Raw genomic sequence first — 15,814 nt, forward strand, 5'->3', positions numbered from 1 at the left:
GTGCACAGCGTCAGCGGGATCGCATGGTGAAGCGGCTGCACGAATCAGGGCTCAAGTCGGATCACCCGCACCTGGCCGGCATCGCCGGCATCGACCTCTCGTTCACCGGGTGGGCGCTGACGTTCCTCGCCATCGGCAACGGGCCACAGGGGCACGACAAGGAGTAGGTCGAAGGTCAGCGGCGGCGATTGCGAGCCCGCGACGAGCGGAGCCGGCGCAGTCGGTTGACCAGTACGGGATCGGCGGCGAGTGCGGCCGGATTGTCCAGCAGCCCGTTGAGCAACTGGTAGTAGCGGGTCGCGGAGATCCCGAAGGTGTCCCGCAGGGCCTGCTCCTTGGCGCCGGCGTGCCGCCACCAGCGCTGTTCGAAGGCAAGGATGGCGCATTCCCGCTCGGTCAACTCGACCTCGGCGGGGAGTTCGATGGGCGGCCCCGGCCCATCCGCGGTCTCGATGGCCGGTGCCGGCCGCGGTGTGGGGACGGGCAGCCCACTAGCGGCGCTGTCGTCCGCCCGACGATCGTCAATGGACGGCCCGACTTCGGCCGGGGCGGGATCGGTGGGCATGCCATTCAGCCTAGCCATGGCTGATCAGGGTCGCAGCAAGTGACGTGGCCGGCAGGCTGACTTCGCGTGTTTTTCGCTGAGCCCGAGAACGGCCACGAGCGCAGACCCGTTGAGATCACTACTAAAGCGCTATGGATAGTAGGATATTGCCGACCGCTATCTTTCCGCCGACACACCACGACCTCCTGCTGCGGCACGCCCGAACGCGCCTCCGAGGTCAAGCGTGCGAGTGACCAACATCCACTTCGTCATCCGATGACAACTGACCAAGAGCACGCACGAAACATCCGGCCTCTAAGTTGCGGCGACGCTGTCGGGGTTTGTCCGCAGGAAGGGAACACGAGGTGGGCCAGCCTGCCGAAGCGGTCTGCACCGAGTTCACCCTTACCTGGGTGCGCTCAGGTATGTGGATCGGCCCCAACGGTGTTGTGCCCGACGCGGTGCTCAACGCATCGCCAGTGCCGGGCCTGCACCAGGTGCACATCGACACAGCGGTCGTCGACCAGGGGGCCGCCGCCGTCATCCTGCGCGACCAGTCGTTGGACCTACTCGCGAGAATGGTGCACGTACCCCACGGACTCGCACCCGGCGTGGCACCGGCAATGACCCGCGCCGACCAGGTTGGCCTTCCGACCCTGGCACGAGCACCCGACTCCTTGGAGCGGTACAGCACGCGGCTCCTGCCGTTCGACGCGCAGGGCGAGGCGAATGCCGTGCTCGTGCTGCCCACCGAGCACCTGGTGAACGCGCGCTACCGACGCACCGAACAGTGGGCGATAGAGCAGCTCGGATACTTTGACCCCCAAGCAGCGCACAAGGCGAGTCGACAACGCGCCGAGCCACCCTCCCTGCCGGACTGGAACCCGATCGGTACGCACGCGTCGCCAGCGGCGTACCTGGCGACGCTGCGGGAACGCACCGCGCAACTGATCGAGTTGGTCCGCCGTCACGACGCCACACTCACCCCACCGGGCCGGCTGCGCCCCGAGGCCTACGATCCGATACTCGCCACACGACTGCAAACCGGCACCATGCGGACGCTCGTCCGGGAAGTCGACCCGGACCGCCTGAGCCCGACGACAGACCTGCCCGACCGGCACACCGTGGTCGCCGCGGTGAAGAAGTACATTGCCGCACTTCAACGTCTACCGCAGCTGACCTCCCCCTCGGACATCCTTACCAACCTCGATCCCTCCCGTCTCGCGCAGGTGATTGGACAAAACTTCAGCCCGCTGGCCGACGTCCGGTTGTTGTTCACCGCTCTACAGCGCACGCCCGGCACGCTGGCATTCGTGCGCTTCGCCACCAGCCCGGCCACGCTGTCCGGCCTGATCGCCGATGGCCAGGCCGGACACGTTCTTGCACGTTGGGTCATCCCTGAACTACCCGTAGCCCGCGTACACACCGCCGGGCTTCCTGAGACCGATGCATCCGCCGGCTCTTCCCTGAACCGCCAACTCACCGCGCCCGGCACACAGGTTCTGCTCATCGACCCGTCCGGGAACGCGACCACCATCGCCGCGCTCCTGCAATCCGCTGACCCGATCAGCGGTCTCGGTAATGACCGCACGTTGGCGGCGTTACTCGATCCGCCCGTCAGCCCGAGACGCCCAGGGCGGTGGGGTGCTCGGCTCCGCGCCGCGGTATCGACGTTGCAGACCCCCATCTTTTCGGCCAGTCAGCCAGCGCCCGGGCGAACTGAGCTGTCCGCCGACCCGCCGACAGCGCAGAGCCACACCGACAGGGCTGAGGCCGAGGCGGTCTGGGCACTGGTCAAGGAGGCCTCCCCGGATGACACGGCCAAGGTCCGGGCCGCCGTGGCTGCTGTGCCGCACCTGCTCAACGTGCCGGCGACCCCCTTCGACATGCCGAGCTGGTCGGCGCGGCTCATCGAACACGTACGCTCCGCGCTGCGCGAATTCGACCTAGCTGCCGATGATCATCCCTTGATCGAGGCACTCTCCACCGAACCTGAGACGTTCCTTCACAACAGCCGAGCATTCGTGGTCCGGACCCGGTCGGGGCACTGGTGGAAATCAGGTCGGCGGGAGATCGTCTGGGTGTCCCTGACGCCACGACCGAAGATGACCGATCAGGTCCGCATCGACTCGGGCAACCGGCTCAGTCAGTTCAGCCGGGACCAGACAAGTGCCCAGCACGGTCGTGGCCGCCCGCAGCGCGGGTTCTTCCAGCTACCGATACCGCTGATGGCTGCGGGGGTACCCGTGACCCTCAGCGCAGCTGTCTCGGACGCAAGAACAACGCAAAGCAGTCAGGCCAGCATGACCACGACTGATGCCCAAGCATCCTGGGGCGAAGCCGACTCGTATCTCGTCGATTCGGAGCTAACTCTGCGCGTCTGGCGCGACAACGAGCCGCCGGCCGACGCGGCTGAGACATCGGTGGGCTCACACTGGTTTCGGATCACCAAGCGTCTGGCGCTCATGACGCCCGAGCCAGGCCCGGCGCCCAGGCACGAGCTCGACGACGCGGCAGTGACGCTGCTGACACCCAGCCTGTCGACTGTGCAAGTCGGTGACGAGAACGGCGGACTAGCCCGCAAGGTGGCCGAACTGATCGACGACGAGTCGATCGCACCAGCCGCGAGCGAGAACCGGCAGCAAATCTACAGTCACTGGTCGGGTGGCAGAGCCCTGAAACGGCTGCTTCGCAACATCCACGGTCCTCGGTTCCTGTCCAACCGGACCTGGTTCAGGGTGCCGTCCTCCGCAGGGCTGCGGACTCGATTGCAGCTCGTGTCAGCTAAGCAGATCGGCACCCCCGCCGCTGACGCCTGGCTTCGCAAGCAGCCAACAGCGGTCAGTGACGTAGGAACTCGCCTTGACAGCCGGACCGGCTTCCGGCTGCAAGCCACGGTCAGCTCGATCTATCCCCTGTCGCTCGTCTCCGCAGGCATGGCGGTCACGCAAAGCAGCATAATTGGTGCGAACTCGGCAACAGCTACCAGCAGCCGCGCAGGGCAGGAATTGAACGTTCCGACCGTGCTGGTGCGCACCCGGTACCGGGCCACAGTCGTGCGGGCCACGTCCCGAGACCGAGTGCGGTTCTGGCACCGTCGCGGAGTGGACCCGGCCCCGGTCGTCTCGGAACTTGAGGCGATAGAGGAGGTGCCGGCCGGTATCTACCGTGCAGCCATCCATCGTGTGGTCGAGCCGACGGCGCGTCTCGAGCAGACAGAGGCGGAAGCGCTGTCGGCAGAAGGCGCCCAACTGATCGAGCGCCTCCGTGTAGCCACGATGCCTACCGCGCGTCGACACCTGCCCACGTACATGTGGCGCGATGGTCAGCTCCGGCTCGGGCAGACGACCCTCTTCGGGGCCGAGCGAATCGCCGTCCGTATAGCGGAGCGCCTCCGACTCTTATTGGATCTGCCAGAGAACGCCGAGTTTCGGGACTTTCTGCCGGCCTGGGATTCGCCGCAGACCAGACGAATGGTGACCCGTCGGATCATGCAAGCGATGCTCAATGAAGAGAGCCTCGCCACGCAGGCTGGGGCGACACGGATGGCGGCCGACTTCCTCAGCCTGACCGCCGGGCACATCGCTGTTCGGCTGAATCTCGACAACGGCGCCCGCTCCTTGGCGCTGATCATTCAGCTCCGCAACGCCCGGCCTGACGTAGAACCGCAGTACGTCGGCATTCGCAATGACGAGCGAACTCCACCGCAGCCTATGGCGACGATTCCCGAGGACTCTGCAGAGGTCGAGCAGCCTGCCCAGAACCGAACGCTGCCCTCGACGCCGCACCGTCTGCAACGCGGCGTGACCCACACTACCGAATCCGTCGGCGCGATCAACACCAGCATCGGGCCGAACGCCAGGATCCGAGTCGGGCGTGTCGGTTTCTTCGGCGCGATGCTCCGCTACCTGCGTCGGCGTCAAACGGCCGTGATCAAGACCACTAACGAGACCTTCCTCGATGGTGGTGACAAGGCCCAAGCGGTCTATGTGCAGGATTTCGAGGTCACGCTCGGGGTGTACGCGCTGAAGAGTTCGGTGAGTCGGATCAACCAACTCTGGAAGCGTCTGCACGGTGCCGAGCCACGCCCGGTTCGCCTCACCGGCGACGCGGGGTTACTCACGTTCAGCCTTCCTGTCGGTTTCTCCATCTCCCGGGACCTCACCTTCGAAGAGAAGAATGCGGCCCTGGCGGGTGTTGTCGATCTGCCTGAGCCGAAGATTTCGCCCGTCCACCTCAAGCGGCGGCATTGGCGTGACCGGACGCTGGGCGATGCACCTACGGGGATGGTGACCAACTGGGACCACCTCTCCTATGTCCACGGGACTGACGCCCTGGTGACGGCGGTCGAGGAAGCGGTGACCCAGGCCCGGCAACTGATGATTCGACAGGGTGCCTCTGATCGTGGCACCGCCGTCGGGATCACTACTCCCGCCAGCCTCTCGCACTACATGCTGCACCAGCAGCTCACTCCAGATCGGGTGGCCGCGCTTCTACCCACGATGACCCGGCAAGCCGTCCGCCTGCACGGTCTCGGTGAAATCATCAACGACCCGGCGGTCAGCGGCTCGGTGTACGTCCGGGCCTTCGTCGAGACGCCCCAGATCGGCCCGCAGGGCATGCTTGAACACGCGATCGAGCATGGAATCGCCGTGAACCACAGCGTCAACAGTTCCCGGATGCGCGGTCTGCAGGCATCAATCTCCGCCGGTCCTGGCGCTCACGCAGGGTCGTCGGCCGGGATGGCTCAAGGCGCTTCAGTTCGCCGACGTACCGCAGGTAGGTCGAAAGTCCGGGCATCTAGCTTGAGTACAGAAATCGAACGCAACGACACTAATTACCACGATCGCGGGCTTCAGGTAGCCGTGCAGGCACATGTCCGCTTCGTGGTCCATGCCGTTCTCGTCAACAAGCCCATGATCGGAATGGACAGCTTCTTCAGCGCCAGCCGATCCGTCGAGAATGCGACCGCATTCGGGCTGATGATGTCCGCGACGGCTCGCCGAATGGGGGTGCTGGGCCCCCCTCGGCCGCCAACCTCCACCGAACCCTCTCTTTTCATGGCTCAGCCGTTCAACACCATACCGACGTCCTCGCTCACCCTCGGCAGTGAAGTACGGCTCACTCCACCACGAAATCTTGGGTCGGCACGGCTGCTGAACGTGACGGCGGTAGGCAGCGAGGTACTTACGTGGCTTCGGAACATCCACTTTCCACAACAGCTCAGCGTCGGTGCCGCCGAGCCCCTGATCGGCGACAACGCCACAGGGTTGAACAACACCGATCTGATCTTGGAGCACACGACCAGCGAGCATCTTGAGGGAAACTGGGGGGCACTGATCGACGGGGGCATCTCTTTCCTGCTCACCTATCCGGGAAGAATCGGCCGTCGAACGGTGCAGATCGTCCTGCAGGTGATTGCGCAGGACGACGGGGGGCTCCCGACGTCACCTCACATCACGCAGGTGACCGCAGGTCCGCGGAACCTGGAGCTCGACGTGACGAGTACGGCCACGAGGAGCCTTCAGCAGGTCGCCTACGCGGCTACCGAAACAGTGACGGAAATCTTCGCCGGCGCCGTGGAGCCGCAACGCTCAGGGTCCGCCGGCGCAACCGGGACGGTTGGCAGAGCCCATCAGAGCGCCCAGGTCTCGACAGTCGGAGATCGGGAAATGGTGGCCGTCGACATGCCGGGTACATGGGCCGAGGTGCGCCAACGGGTCACGTTGTTGGCGAGCGCGTACCACAGAGGTCTTTCGCTGGGCGCTCCGCTGCGAATCAAACACGACTTGGTCACCGACAAGTTCGCCAACCACCTCCGGACGGATACCAAGGATCTCGGAACTCCCCCACCCGTCTCGTGGACCCGAATCGTGTCTCACCCGGCAGAGACCGACCTTCGCCGCTGGCAATTAGGGAATCATTCGTTCAGAAAAGAGCGCACGACGTCGCTGCGGCTCCCGCCGCAGTTCCAGGTAGCCGACTTCCGAGGCGCTGCGGCGGTCCAGGCCGCGGCGATGCAAGCCCTGATCGGCGCTGGGTTGGCTGGCGACGAGGCGCAACTCGGCGGCTTCGTCGCGCACCAGGTGATCACATCGCTGGGGCAGAGCACGCTGTGGGGCTCGCTACGAACCCGCCTGTCCGGTCCGCTCGAGATACCGATCGAGGATCCGCGACTGATGGGCGGCAAGATGACCCTCACCCTGTACAGCAGAATTGTTCGCGCTCGGCTCGTTTCCGTACAGCCGCCGCACGTCCGGGATACGCGCGGTGGGCGCAACACCAGTTCCGGCATCAGCAGCAGCGACAGTCGGATCGACGTCGCGATGTTCTCCGGTGCGGGTGCCGGTCGGCCCGGACAGGTCGACAGTCAAACTGGACAGACCGACCCGACCAGCGCGCCGACGGATAGTTACTGGGGCGCCCGCGACCATATGTCGAGTTCGAACCGAGTCGGCGCAGGTGCCGACGCAGCCAGCGGCTCGGCTGGTTCACAGGATGTGGGCACCGGCCTGGGCGGTGTCGTCGACCTGTCCCTGCTCCACAGCAGGGAGCCGAGCGCCTTGGTCGAATGGACCGAGCAACTGGTCGTCATGGCCCGTATGCCCAGGGCCACCGCGGACACCACAGCCGCGCTGATGGTGACGATTCCCGATGCCGCTCCGATCTGGATGGACCTGGTCGACGCGGCGCACCATCTAGGTTTCGCCGACGACCCGCGGGCGATGGAGCGGCTCGCCGCGGCGAATTCGGCGGCGATGTCGCAGCAGCAGAGCTTCATCGCCTGGCGCTCGGCGAACTTGGCCTACGAACGCGCGCGGCTCGCGGGTGAGCTGAGCCAACGAGCCGCACCCAACGCCACGAGTACGTCGGCTCCGACACCGACCACCGCGACCTCCCTCGACGACCTCAATGCCGCCTGGGTACGTGAGCAGCAGGAGTGGCATCGTCGGAAACGTGTGTTGGACACCAGGGTGACGGAGTTGCTGGCCGAGATCGAGAAGCCGAAGTCGCCCGCCTCCGGCACCGAGAGTCCGTTCGGTGCGGCCGTGGCCGCAGTGTGGAACGACTCGAAGTCGGGCCGCTCGGCCGAACGGCTCAGCGAATGGATCTCCAGAAACCAGTTTGCCGCCCACCCGCTTCCGAATGACGAGTCAGACTGTCTGATGCGCGCCATGGGAGCGTTCGTCGCGTTTCACGGTCGGACCAGCAACCGAACCGTCGACGGTTCCGTGTTCACGGATCCGCACCTGTCTGACCTCGTCACAGCCCTCGGCGGTACCAGTCTGACGCCCGCTTATCAGATCGATCCCGCACGGTTGTGGCGGGCTATGGAGCGAAATCCGAGTGCGATGATGCTCGTGGCTGTTCGGCCCACCGGTCAGCCGGCCCACGTGTACTGGCTTCTGGCTGACGACCGCAGTGGGCAGGTTCAGCTGCGGTGGCTGGACACGCAGGAGCATGGCCTGTTCGACAAGGTTGCGACGGTCGACGACGACCGGTACAGGCAGTTGTCGGCACCCGGTACCGACGTGCTCGTGCTCGACGCAGGCGGCCGACTCGTCGACCTCGACGGTTTCCTGCAGGCCACCGGCATCGACGCGTCCACCGCCGATCCTCGCCCACCGTATGCAGAACCCCCGAGTCCGCCCCTCCTGGACGACGCGCTGCTGCCACCGGGCGTCGTGCGCGACGAGGAACGATCCAACCTCTACTGGCGTGGCCACCTGCCAGGAGAACAGACGCAGAACGAGATCCGCGAAGCCGCGCGTAACGTCGACCGCCAGGTCATCTACCTGGGCGTGCAGGAGCGGGGTGTGGAGGCCCTCGGCGAGGTCATCCGAGACGTCAGACGCCTGGTTCAACAGTTCGCCCTCAGGGGGCAGCAGGCCGTCGTGGTGACTGAGGCATCACTCGACGCCAGCCTCAAGAAGTTGTCGGAGATCTACCACCTCGGCATCGTGCATCTCGTGCCCAAGTCGCCGACCAACGGCCTAGGCCTGGCACTGAACCCGATCTGGCGGATATCCGCCGCCCCCGCCACCACTGTCGACCTGGAAGAGGGCCGTCTGAAACCCGGGTTTCTCCGGCGAGCCGCCGAGCTGGACGGACCGGTCCACGGCTCGACCAGCACAACGGTCGGCGAGCTGCTACTTGCGCCGAACAGGGACGCGAAGCTGAAGATCGTCAACGATTTCTTCGGAAGGATCGCCGAAACTCGGCGACGCAGCGCGACCGAGGCCGACGCCGTGCTTCAGCGAGCCCGCGACGACCTGAGGACGATCGTTCAGCAGGTCGACGGCGATGAATGGTTCAACAAGTTCACACCGTTGCTGGGCGAGTTCGGAGCATCAGGCAAGGCCGAGTTCGTCTTCGACTACCAGGAGTCGAAGGACCCGATCGAACGCAACCGCCTGCTGATTGGCGACCGGGGAAGCAGCATTCCCGTCGGCGAACGCGTGAGCCTGATCGAACAGACGACTGGCCACCAGGCCGCTGGCGCGGCGACGGTCATGGAGGCGATGAGGTTGATGCTCGACGTTGATGTATCGACCGCGCTGCAGTACGTGAGGGCAAGGTCCGGAAGCCTGAGCATCCCGGGGAAGCAAGATTGGGTTGACGCGATCCACAGCGTGTCGGCCCAGACCTCCAACGGAAACAGAGGTGCGGATTTCCAGCGGCTGGCCGCCGAGGTACTGAACTGCTGAATGCCAGCAGACCCCCGGCGGCCAACCACGTCGGCGAGATCCAGTTGACTCACGGCACGCGGTTTGGGATGGCGCCGGGCTCGTGCACCCGCACCCGCAGGCCGGTGCGGTCGATCTGCAGCACGGTACCGCTACCGAGACCGGTCCACTGCGCCTGAGGCTGCCTCCAACCGCTGGATGCCACCACGACACGATTGGGAGTGTTGCGGTAGCTGAGCCGGAAGAAGTCTGGTCCTCTACGGCGACTGACCTCCGACTCCGGGTCGTTGTCGCTGTGGGCGTACAGCGTGTCAGGTGTCAGCAGGAGACAGTTCAACCCGCTGAACGTCGTACGTTCGCGAACCGCTCGGGACGCCTTTTGCAGTGCGGACACCGGGTCCTCGCCGCCTCGAAGCTCCTGCAGGACGAGGAGGAAGTAGCGTTCGCTGTCCGTATCACCAGCCGCCAGGGCCAGCAGATCCGGGTCGATGAGGCCGTCCAGCGCGTCCGGCGGGCTGAAGTGACCGTTGTGCGCGAAAGCGGTGGCTCCGAGCACGAACGGGTGCGTGTTCGACTCGGTCAACCGCGAACCCGGATTGGCGAGTCGGAGATGCAGCAGAGCGAGATCGGTTCGGATGGCACCGACTGTTTGGTGATATGCCGAACTCTGATACGCAGGCTCCACCGAACGCCTCGTACCGAGCCCGTCGACGGTCCGATAGGCCACACCCCAACCGTCCGCGTGTTCCTCGGAGAGGGCGGTGAAGCTGGGCAGGTCTTCTTCGAGAAGGTGCACGATGGTGTCTGGGGACGACGAGACGACGCCAAGGAGGCGGCACATGCTGGCGATTAGCCCTTTCGGCGATGCACGGTTTCCAGTAAGCTTGCCGGCTCTTCTAGTGAGATTTCAGAGCTGGCCTACGTTCGAGCGCTCGCGCGAACCACGAGAGCAGAGAGTTGATAGCGATATAGAAGACCGCTACGACCAGGTAGGTCTGGATCAGCGCGTGCGTGTATTCGCCAAGCACTTTGCCCGCGTATAGCAACTCGGTGTAACTGACCACGAACCCGAGCGTGCTTTCCTTCAGAAGCCGCACGAGTTGAGTCACGAGTGCGGGCCGGAGCCGTCGGACAGCTTGCGGAATGAGCACGAGGCGCATGGATTGCCAGTAGGTCATACCGATGGCGTAGGACGCCTCGGTCTGACCCCGGGGCAGCGCGGCGATGCCGGCCCGGAATATCTCGGCGATCACCGCGATATTGGACAGCGTAACCGGAACGACGAGTTGCCAGAATATCGGCATCCGCACGCCGAAGCGAGGCAGCGCAATCATGCAGGCGAACAGCAGCAAAAGGACCGGCACCGCGCGAAACAGCTCGACGTAAGCAGCAGCGAGTAGTCGGGTCACCGGATTGCGCGCCAACCTGGCGAGCGCGACCAACAGACCGATGGGCACGGTCATGGCGGTAGCGACCGCGGTCGCGAGGAGCGTCTTTCCAACGCCATCAAGAAGATATCGAACAACCGGCCACTGTCCGAAAGTTGACCATTTTCCCGGCTCGAGTTGACCCGCGGCAGCGAACCGCGAAACCACCAGCAGCGCAAGTGCCGGCAGCACCAGGGCGACGGCGACGGCGATGACGCGGTTACGGCGTATCGCCCGCGGACCGGGTGGATCGAACAGGCGATGAACTTCGGTTCTCATTGGCCGACTGCCAACCGTCGCTCCATCCAACCGAAGAAGAGGCCCCCGCTCAAGGTGATCCCGACGTAGAGCGCACCACTGATCAGAAGCGTCACGCCGGCGTCCGCGTATTCCAGATTTATCATGTCAGTTTTCCCGGTCAGTTCACTCACACCCACGGCTGCCGCCAGCGAGCTACTGAGGGAGATCGATATGAAGACGTTTCCGAGCGGCTGAATCATCGCCCGCAGAGCGCGCGGCAGAATGATGTGCCATATCGTCTGGGTTGTCGTCATCCCGAGCGCACGCGCTGCTTCGGCTTCATTGACTGACACGGTAGCCACGCCCGTACGCACCGTCTCGGACACAAAAGCCGCCCCGTAGAGGGCCATGGCGGTCACCACGGTGAGAAAGAGCGAGTACATGACGCCGATCTCTGGCAACCCGAAGACGAAGATCACCAGTAGGACGAGTAGCGGAATATTGCGGACCACCTCCACGTAGACGCCAGCCAGCACCCGTAACGGCAGAATGGGGGAGATTCGCATGACGGCCAGCACAATGCCCAAGAGCAGCGCTCCGACGAAGGACAGGATGGTCAACTGGAGAGTGACCAGGAGACCATCCCACAGCGGGCCAAGGTGGCCAACGACGTCCATCGACAGACTAACTTCCGGCCACGGATCCCGGCTGCGGCGGCGTCGGCGCTGCGTCCTCGACCGCGGTTCCCACCGTCAACTTCCAGGTTCGCTCCCAGAGCCCGGATGCGACGATCGACCGCAGCCACTCATTGACGAAAGTCTTGAACTGGGCATCGCCGGGCGGTAGGCCGATGCCGTACGGCTCCGTGGTGAAGGGATTGCCGACCACCTTGAGTTCCGGATTGCGAGCCACGTCGCCAACCAGGATCGCCTGATCGATCACGTACGCCTCGGCGCGTCCCTGCCGAACGGCCTGCACGCACTCGTCGTTGCTGCCGAGGAGCAACACCTTCGCGTCCGGAACCTGCTTGGCCAAGGTCGCCGCAGCGGTTGAGTTGGCCTGGGTCGCCACCGACTTGCCGGCGAGATCCGTCACCTGCTTGATGTCAGTTCGATTTTTCTTCACGAGGATGGAGGTACCCGAGCTGTAGTACGGTCCCGCGAACGAGATCTTCTCGGCTCGGGCCGGAGTGATCGTGTACGTGGCGAAGACGGTGTCGACGGTTCGGTTTTGCAGCAGCAGTTCCCTGGTCTGCGCCGTGACCTGGACCAGCTTCGTCTCCGGCTTACCGGTGATGTACTTCGCCAGCAGTTGCGACAGAGTCGCATCGAAGCCGGTGAGCTTGCCGGTCAACGGATCGCGTAACGAGAAGAGCGCCGCGGTCTCGGTGCCTCCGACCGTCAGTACCCCCTTCTCCTTGATTGTGGCCATGGTGGTGCCGGTGGAGATGAGGTTGGGTGCCGCGATCGGGGCCTCGGCAAGCACCTTCTCGATGCTGTCGCCTCCTACGGAGGTGCCACTCTGCCCGCCCGGGAGTGCGGTGCTCTGTCCACCGCAGCCGGCGATGGTCGCAGCCAGCAGCAGAGCCGCCACTGTGCCGGTGAACCTGATTCCTGTTCTGGCCAACGCCCCTGTCGAAGGGGTGTGAAGGAGTGCCATTGCCAACCTTCCGAAGCCGGCGACCACCTGGAACCTGGCCGCCGGTGTGATGTGCTCGACGGGGTGGGGGCACGAGCGCCCCCACGGGCAAGCGTGGCGGCTTCGGGAGCGACCGTCCAATAGAAAGATTTAACCCACCGATCAGGTAGGTTTATATGCTTCCCTCATGTTTGACGCACGCCAGCTGCTCACCCTGACCCAGGTGGCACGCACCGGCTCGTACACGGCTGCCGCCAGCGCCCTGGGCTACACGCAGCCTGCGGTGAGTTACCAGATGCGTCAGCTCGAGCGAGCCGCCGGGACGCCCCTGGTGGTGCACGCCGACCGCACTATTCGCCTGACCGAAGCAGGTCGGCGGCTGGCCGGCCATGCAGACGTCGTCCTCGCGGCGCTCTCCGCGGCCGAGGCTGATATCGCCGCGCTCAATGCCGACACCGGGACGGTGATCCGCCTCGCTGCCTTCCAGAGCAGCTGCTCCACGCTTGTGCCCGTCATGCTGGACCTGCTCGCCGGGCAGGGCACACCGACGAAGGTCGTCGTCCAGCAGTTGGAGCCGGCAGAGGCCACCCCGCTTGTCGTCCGCAACGAGGTCGACCTCGCGGTCATGTGCGACTGGACGAATGAGGCCGCCAGCCCCGATGAACGAAAGCTGCGCCGGATTTCCTTGATGAGCGATCGGAGATGTGTTCTCCTGCCCCGCGGTCATCCGCTAGCCGATCAACCAGAGATCGACTTCGCGGACCTGTCGCAGGAATCATGGGTGATGGAGAGTGTGCGCGACCGCTTCACCGCGGCTTGCGAGGCAGCCGGATTCGAGCCACGCATCGCTGTCACCGCCTCTGACATCGTCGCCATCCAAAACCTGGTGGCCGTCGGTGTCGGCATCACTCTGATGAATGAGCTGGCGATTGCCACCCACCTCGACCCCCGGCTGAAAGCCGTGCCGCTGATGAACTGGCCGCGTCGACGGATCTACATCTCCATGAGTGTCAGGAGGGCCCAATCCACTGCGGTTGAGGCGGTGGTGACAGCCCTACGCGGTGCGGCTCAGCATGTGCAAGCTCAGCTGGTAGCACGAAGCGCCAGTGCAAGCCAGTAAGAGCGGCGGAAGCCCCCGGGGCATTCGGAGGCCTCCGCCGCTGCCGAACGGTCAGGAGATGTCGCGGCGACGCATCGCCCAGAGCGCCGCGCCGAGGATCACCACGAGCCCGATCGAGAACAGCACGGACGACTGCTGCCAGGTGATGTCCATCGTCTCCGGCTTGCACTCGCCGTAGTAGGTCGCGTTGCAGGACTCCCAGTTCTGCAGCTTGACCGTCTTCGTCATCCAGGCCAGCGCGTACGTGGGCAGCAGCCACGCCTCGGCGAACTTGACGTTCGCCATCGCCAGCAGGATGCCGAGGCCGAACTGGCCGACCACCATCAGCGCCACGACACCGCCGAGGGCCATCGCGGTGTGCCGGCCCAACGAGGCCAGCGCGAAGCCGATGGTGGTGATCACCAGCACCAGCGCCACGCCCCGCAACCCGGTCAGCGCGAACGACTGCCAGGCACCCGAGGTCATCTTCTCGGTGCTGCCGCGGAAGCTGGCGACCGCCCAAAATCCGGCGAACCACAACACCGCCGCCGGCAGCGTCACCGCCAGGATGCCGGTGAGCAGCGCGGCCAGCTTGGTGAGTAGTACGGTGAGCCGCTTCGGCCGCCAGAGCAGCAGGTTCATCATGCCGCCGGTGCTCCACTCGGCCCCGACGAAGGACGCGCCGACCACGAACCCGACCAGGGCGAGGATCGCCGCGAACGGGACCAGTGTCTCGTCGAACGTCTTGCGGAAGTTGAACGTCGACGGCAGGAACCACTCCGCCTCGATCTGGTCCCGCGACGGAGGCGTGATCACCGAACAGTCCTCGGGGTAACGACCGTCGTTCGACGTGCCGGCCTTCTTGGCCTGCTCGCAGTTGCCCCGCTCCTGCTCACTCCAGCGGACCTGCTCCTGGTACTGCTGGTCGGCCTGCCGCTCGGCCTTGGCGATCTGACTGGCGTCGATCTTCTGGTTGGTGAAGAAGACGCCGACCACCACAGCGGCCAGCACCAGCAGGCCGAGCAGCGTCATGTAGCGGGTGAAGCGCCGCTTGGTCAGTCGGCGCAGCTCCGTCCGATAGAGGCTCACGCGCCCCACCCTCCCCCGGTGGGGCCGGGCTGACCCGTCCCACCGACCCTCGTGGACTCGTCGACCTGCCGGTGCTGGCCGGGGACCGGCGCGGTGGCGGTCAGTTCGAGGAAGACACTCTCCAGATCGACCGCGATCGGAGCCAGCTCACTGACGTACAGGTGCTGCTCGGCGAGCAGCCGGGTGATCGTGGCCGGCTTGTCGACGCCGGTCAGCATCAGGTGGTCCGGATGCCCGGTGACCCGGACACCCGCCCGGGTGAGGGCCTCGGTGGCCGTCGGCAGGTCGCTGACCGCCTCCAGGCGGACCCGGACCGCGCCGGACGAGTGCTGGGCGAGCACCTCGTCGACCGGGCCGAAGGCGACCCGCCGGCCGAGCGAGATGATGGTGACCGAGTCGCAGATGAGCTGGATCTCGCCGAGGATGTGGCTGGACAGCACCACGGTCATCCCGGATTCCGCGAGGGTGCGCATCAGGGTGCGCATCTCCCGGATGCCGCCCGGGTCGAGGCCGTTGGCCGGCTCGTCGAGGATGAGCAGCTTCGGGTTCTTCAGGAGGGCGGACGCGACGGCGAGCCGCTGCTTCATGCCCAGTGAGTACGTCTTGACCCGCTCGCCGGCCCGGTCGCGCAGCCCGACGAGTTCCAGGACCTCGTCGACCCGTGTGGCAGGCACCTCGCCCGCACCCGCCAGCAGGGACAGCGTGTCCCGTGCCGTGAAGTGCGGAAAGAACTGCGGGCTCTCGACGATCGCGCCGACCTGACCGGCGACCGTGGGCAGCGCGTCGGGGACCTCGTGCCCGAGCAGCGTCATCCGTCCGCCGTCGGGTCGGATCAGGCCGAGAAGCGTACGCAGAGTGGTGGTCTTACCGGACCCGTTAGGACCCAGGAAGCCATGCACCTGCCCCGCGTCGACCCGCATGTCGAAGCCGTCGAGCGCGTTGCGGGTGCCGCGTCGACGACTCTTGTACGTCTTACGTAGACCTTCGATCTCCAGGACAGCTGGCAAGCTGCACCTCCCCCGATGGTGGGCGTGACAGCCGACACCATACGCGGTATGCAGCGGTGCGCAATACGCGGTATGCATTGACA

At 65.4% G+C, this 15,814-nt stretch carries 10 protein-coding genes; 3 read left to right on the forward strand and 7 right to left on the reverse strand.

Annotated features, from left to right (window positions below):
• Positions 1–23 precede the first annotated feature (23 nt).
• Entirely contained in the window at positions 24–167 is a 144-nt protein-coding gene (locus tag ABZV06_RS16255; protein WP_355242422.1) for a hypothetical protein, read from the forward strand.
• 8 nt (positions 168–175) lie between these two features.
• Here ABZV06_RS16255 and ABZV06_RS16260 read toward each other — a convergent pair whose 3' ends face one another.
• Positions 176–565 (reverse strand): DUF3263 domain-containing protein, encoded by a 390-nt coding sequence (locus ABZV06_RS16260; RefSeq protein ID WP_355242420.1) that lies wholly within the window; start codon positions 563–565, stop codon positions 176–178.
• A 344-nt stretch (positions 566–909) separates the two neighbouring features.
• Between ABZV06_RS16260 and ABZV06_RS16265 the strand changes: the two genes are divergently transcribed.
• Positions 910–9,252, forward strand: a complete 8,343-nt coding sequence (locus ABZV06_RS16265; RefSeq protein ID WP_355622134.1) for a hypothetical protein — start codon at positions 910–912, stop codon at positions 9,250–9,252.
• A 49-nt stretch (positions 9,253–9,301) separates the two neighbouring features.
• On the opposite strand, the gene ABZV06_RS16270 is transcribed toward ABZV06_RS16265, so the two are convergent.
• Genes ABZV06_RS16270 through ABZV06_RS16285 form a run of 4 tightly spaced genes read right to left on the reverse strand, consistent with a single transcriptional unit; the run spans position 9,302 to position 12,491 of the window.
• Positions 9,302–10,072, reverse strand: coding sequence for a class II glutamine amidotransferase (locus tag ABZV06_RS16270; protein ID WP_355242414.1), 771 nt, complete (start codon positions 10,070–10,072; stop codon positions 9,302–9,304).
• Positions 10,073–10,127: 55 nt separating this feature from the next.
• Positions 10,128–10,937, reverse strand: coding sequence for an amino acid ABC transporter permease (locus ABZV06_RS16275; RefSeq protein WP_355242411.1), 810 nt, complete (start codon positions 10,935–10,937; stop codon positions 10,128–10,130).
• Positions 10,934–11,575 carry an amino acid ABC transporter permease gene (locus ABZV06_RS16280; RefSeq protein WP_355242408.1) on the reverse strand — a complete coding sequence of 214 codons (642 nt, stop codon included), beginning with the start codon at positions 11,573–11,575 and terminating at the stop codon, positions 10,934–10,936. The genes ABZV06_RS16275 and ABZV06_RS16280 overlap by 4 nt, the downstream gene beginning before the upstream one ends.
• A gap of 7 nt (positions 11,576–11,582) precedes the next feature.
• Positions 11,583–12,491, reverse strand: a complete 909-nt coding sequence (locus tag ABZV06_RS16285; RefSeq protein WP_355242405.1) for a glutamate ABC transporter substrate-binding protein — start codon at positions 12,489–12,491, stop codon at positions 11,583–11,585.
• 232 nt (positions 12,492–12,723) lie between these two features.
• Between ABZV06_RS16285 and ABZV06_RS16290 the strand changes: the two genes are divergently transcribed.
• Positions 12,724–13,656 (forward strand): LysR family transcriptional regulator, encoded by a 933-nt coding sequence (locus tag ABZV06_RS16290; protein WP_355242402.1) that lies wholly within the window; start codon positions 12,724–12,726, stop codon positions 13,654–13,656.
• 51 nt (positions 13,657–13,707) lie between these two features.
• Here ABZV06_RS16290 and ABZV06_RS16295 read toward each other — a convergent pair whose 3' ends face one another.
• Complete coding sequence (locus ABZV06_RS16295) at positions 13,708–14,724, reverse strand: ABC transporter permease subunit (protein WP_355242399.1); 1,017 nt, start codon at positions 14,722–14,724, stop codon at positions 13,708–13,710.
• Positions 14,721–15,731, reverse strand: coding sequence for an ATP-binding cassette domain-containing protein (locus tag ABZV06_RS16300; RefSeq protein ID WP_355622137.1), 1,011 nt, complete (start codon positions 15,729–15,731; stop codon positions 14,721–14,723). Before ABZV06_RS16300 ends, ABZV06_RS16295 begins: the two co-directional genes overlap by 4 nt.
• Between the last annotated feature and the right edge of the window lie 83 nt (positions 15,732–15,814).

The organism is Micromonospora sp. NPDC005172, assembly GCF_040608555.1.
Taxonomy (GTDB): Bacteria; Actinomycetota; Actinomycetes; order Mycobacteriales; family Micromonosporaceae; genus Micromonospora.

Excerpts from the sequence above, each read along its gene's own strand:
- ABZV06_RS16270 (WP_355242414.1), bottom strand. The coding sequence starts at position 10,072 with ATGTGCCGCCTCCTTGGCGTCGTCTCGTCGTCCCCAGACACCATCGTG.
- ABZV06_RS16260 (WP_355242420.1), bottom strand. The coding sequence starts at position 565 with ATGCCCACCGATCCCGCCCCGGCCGAAGTCGGGCCGTCCATTGACGAT.
- ABZV06_RS16290 (WP_355242402.1), top strand. The coding sequence starts at position 12,724 with ATGTTTGACGCACGCCAGCTGCTCACCCTGACCCAGGTGGCACGCACC.
- ABZV06_RS16255 (WP_355242422.1), top strand. The coding sequence starts at position 24 with ATGGTGAAGCGGCTGCACGAATCAGGGCTCAAGTCGGATCACCCGCAC.
- ABZV06_RS16280 (WP_355242408.1), bottom strand. The coding sequence starts at position 11,575 with ATGGACGTCGTTGGCCACCTTGGCCCGCTGTGGGATGGTCTCCTGGTC.
- ABZV06_RS16275 (WP_355242411.1), bottom strand. The coding sequence starts at position 10,937 with ATGAGAACCGAAGTTCATCGCCTGTTCGATCCACCCGGTCCGCGGGCG.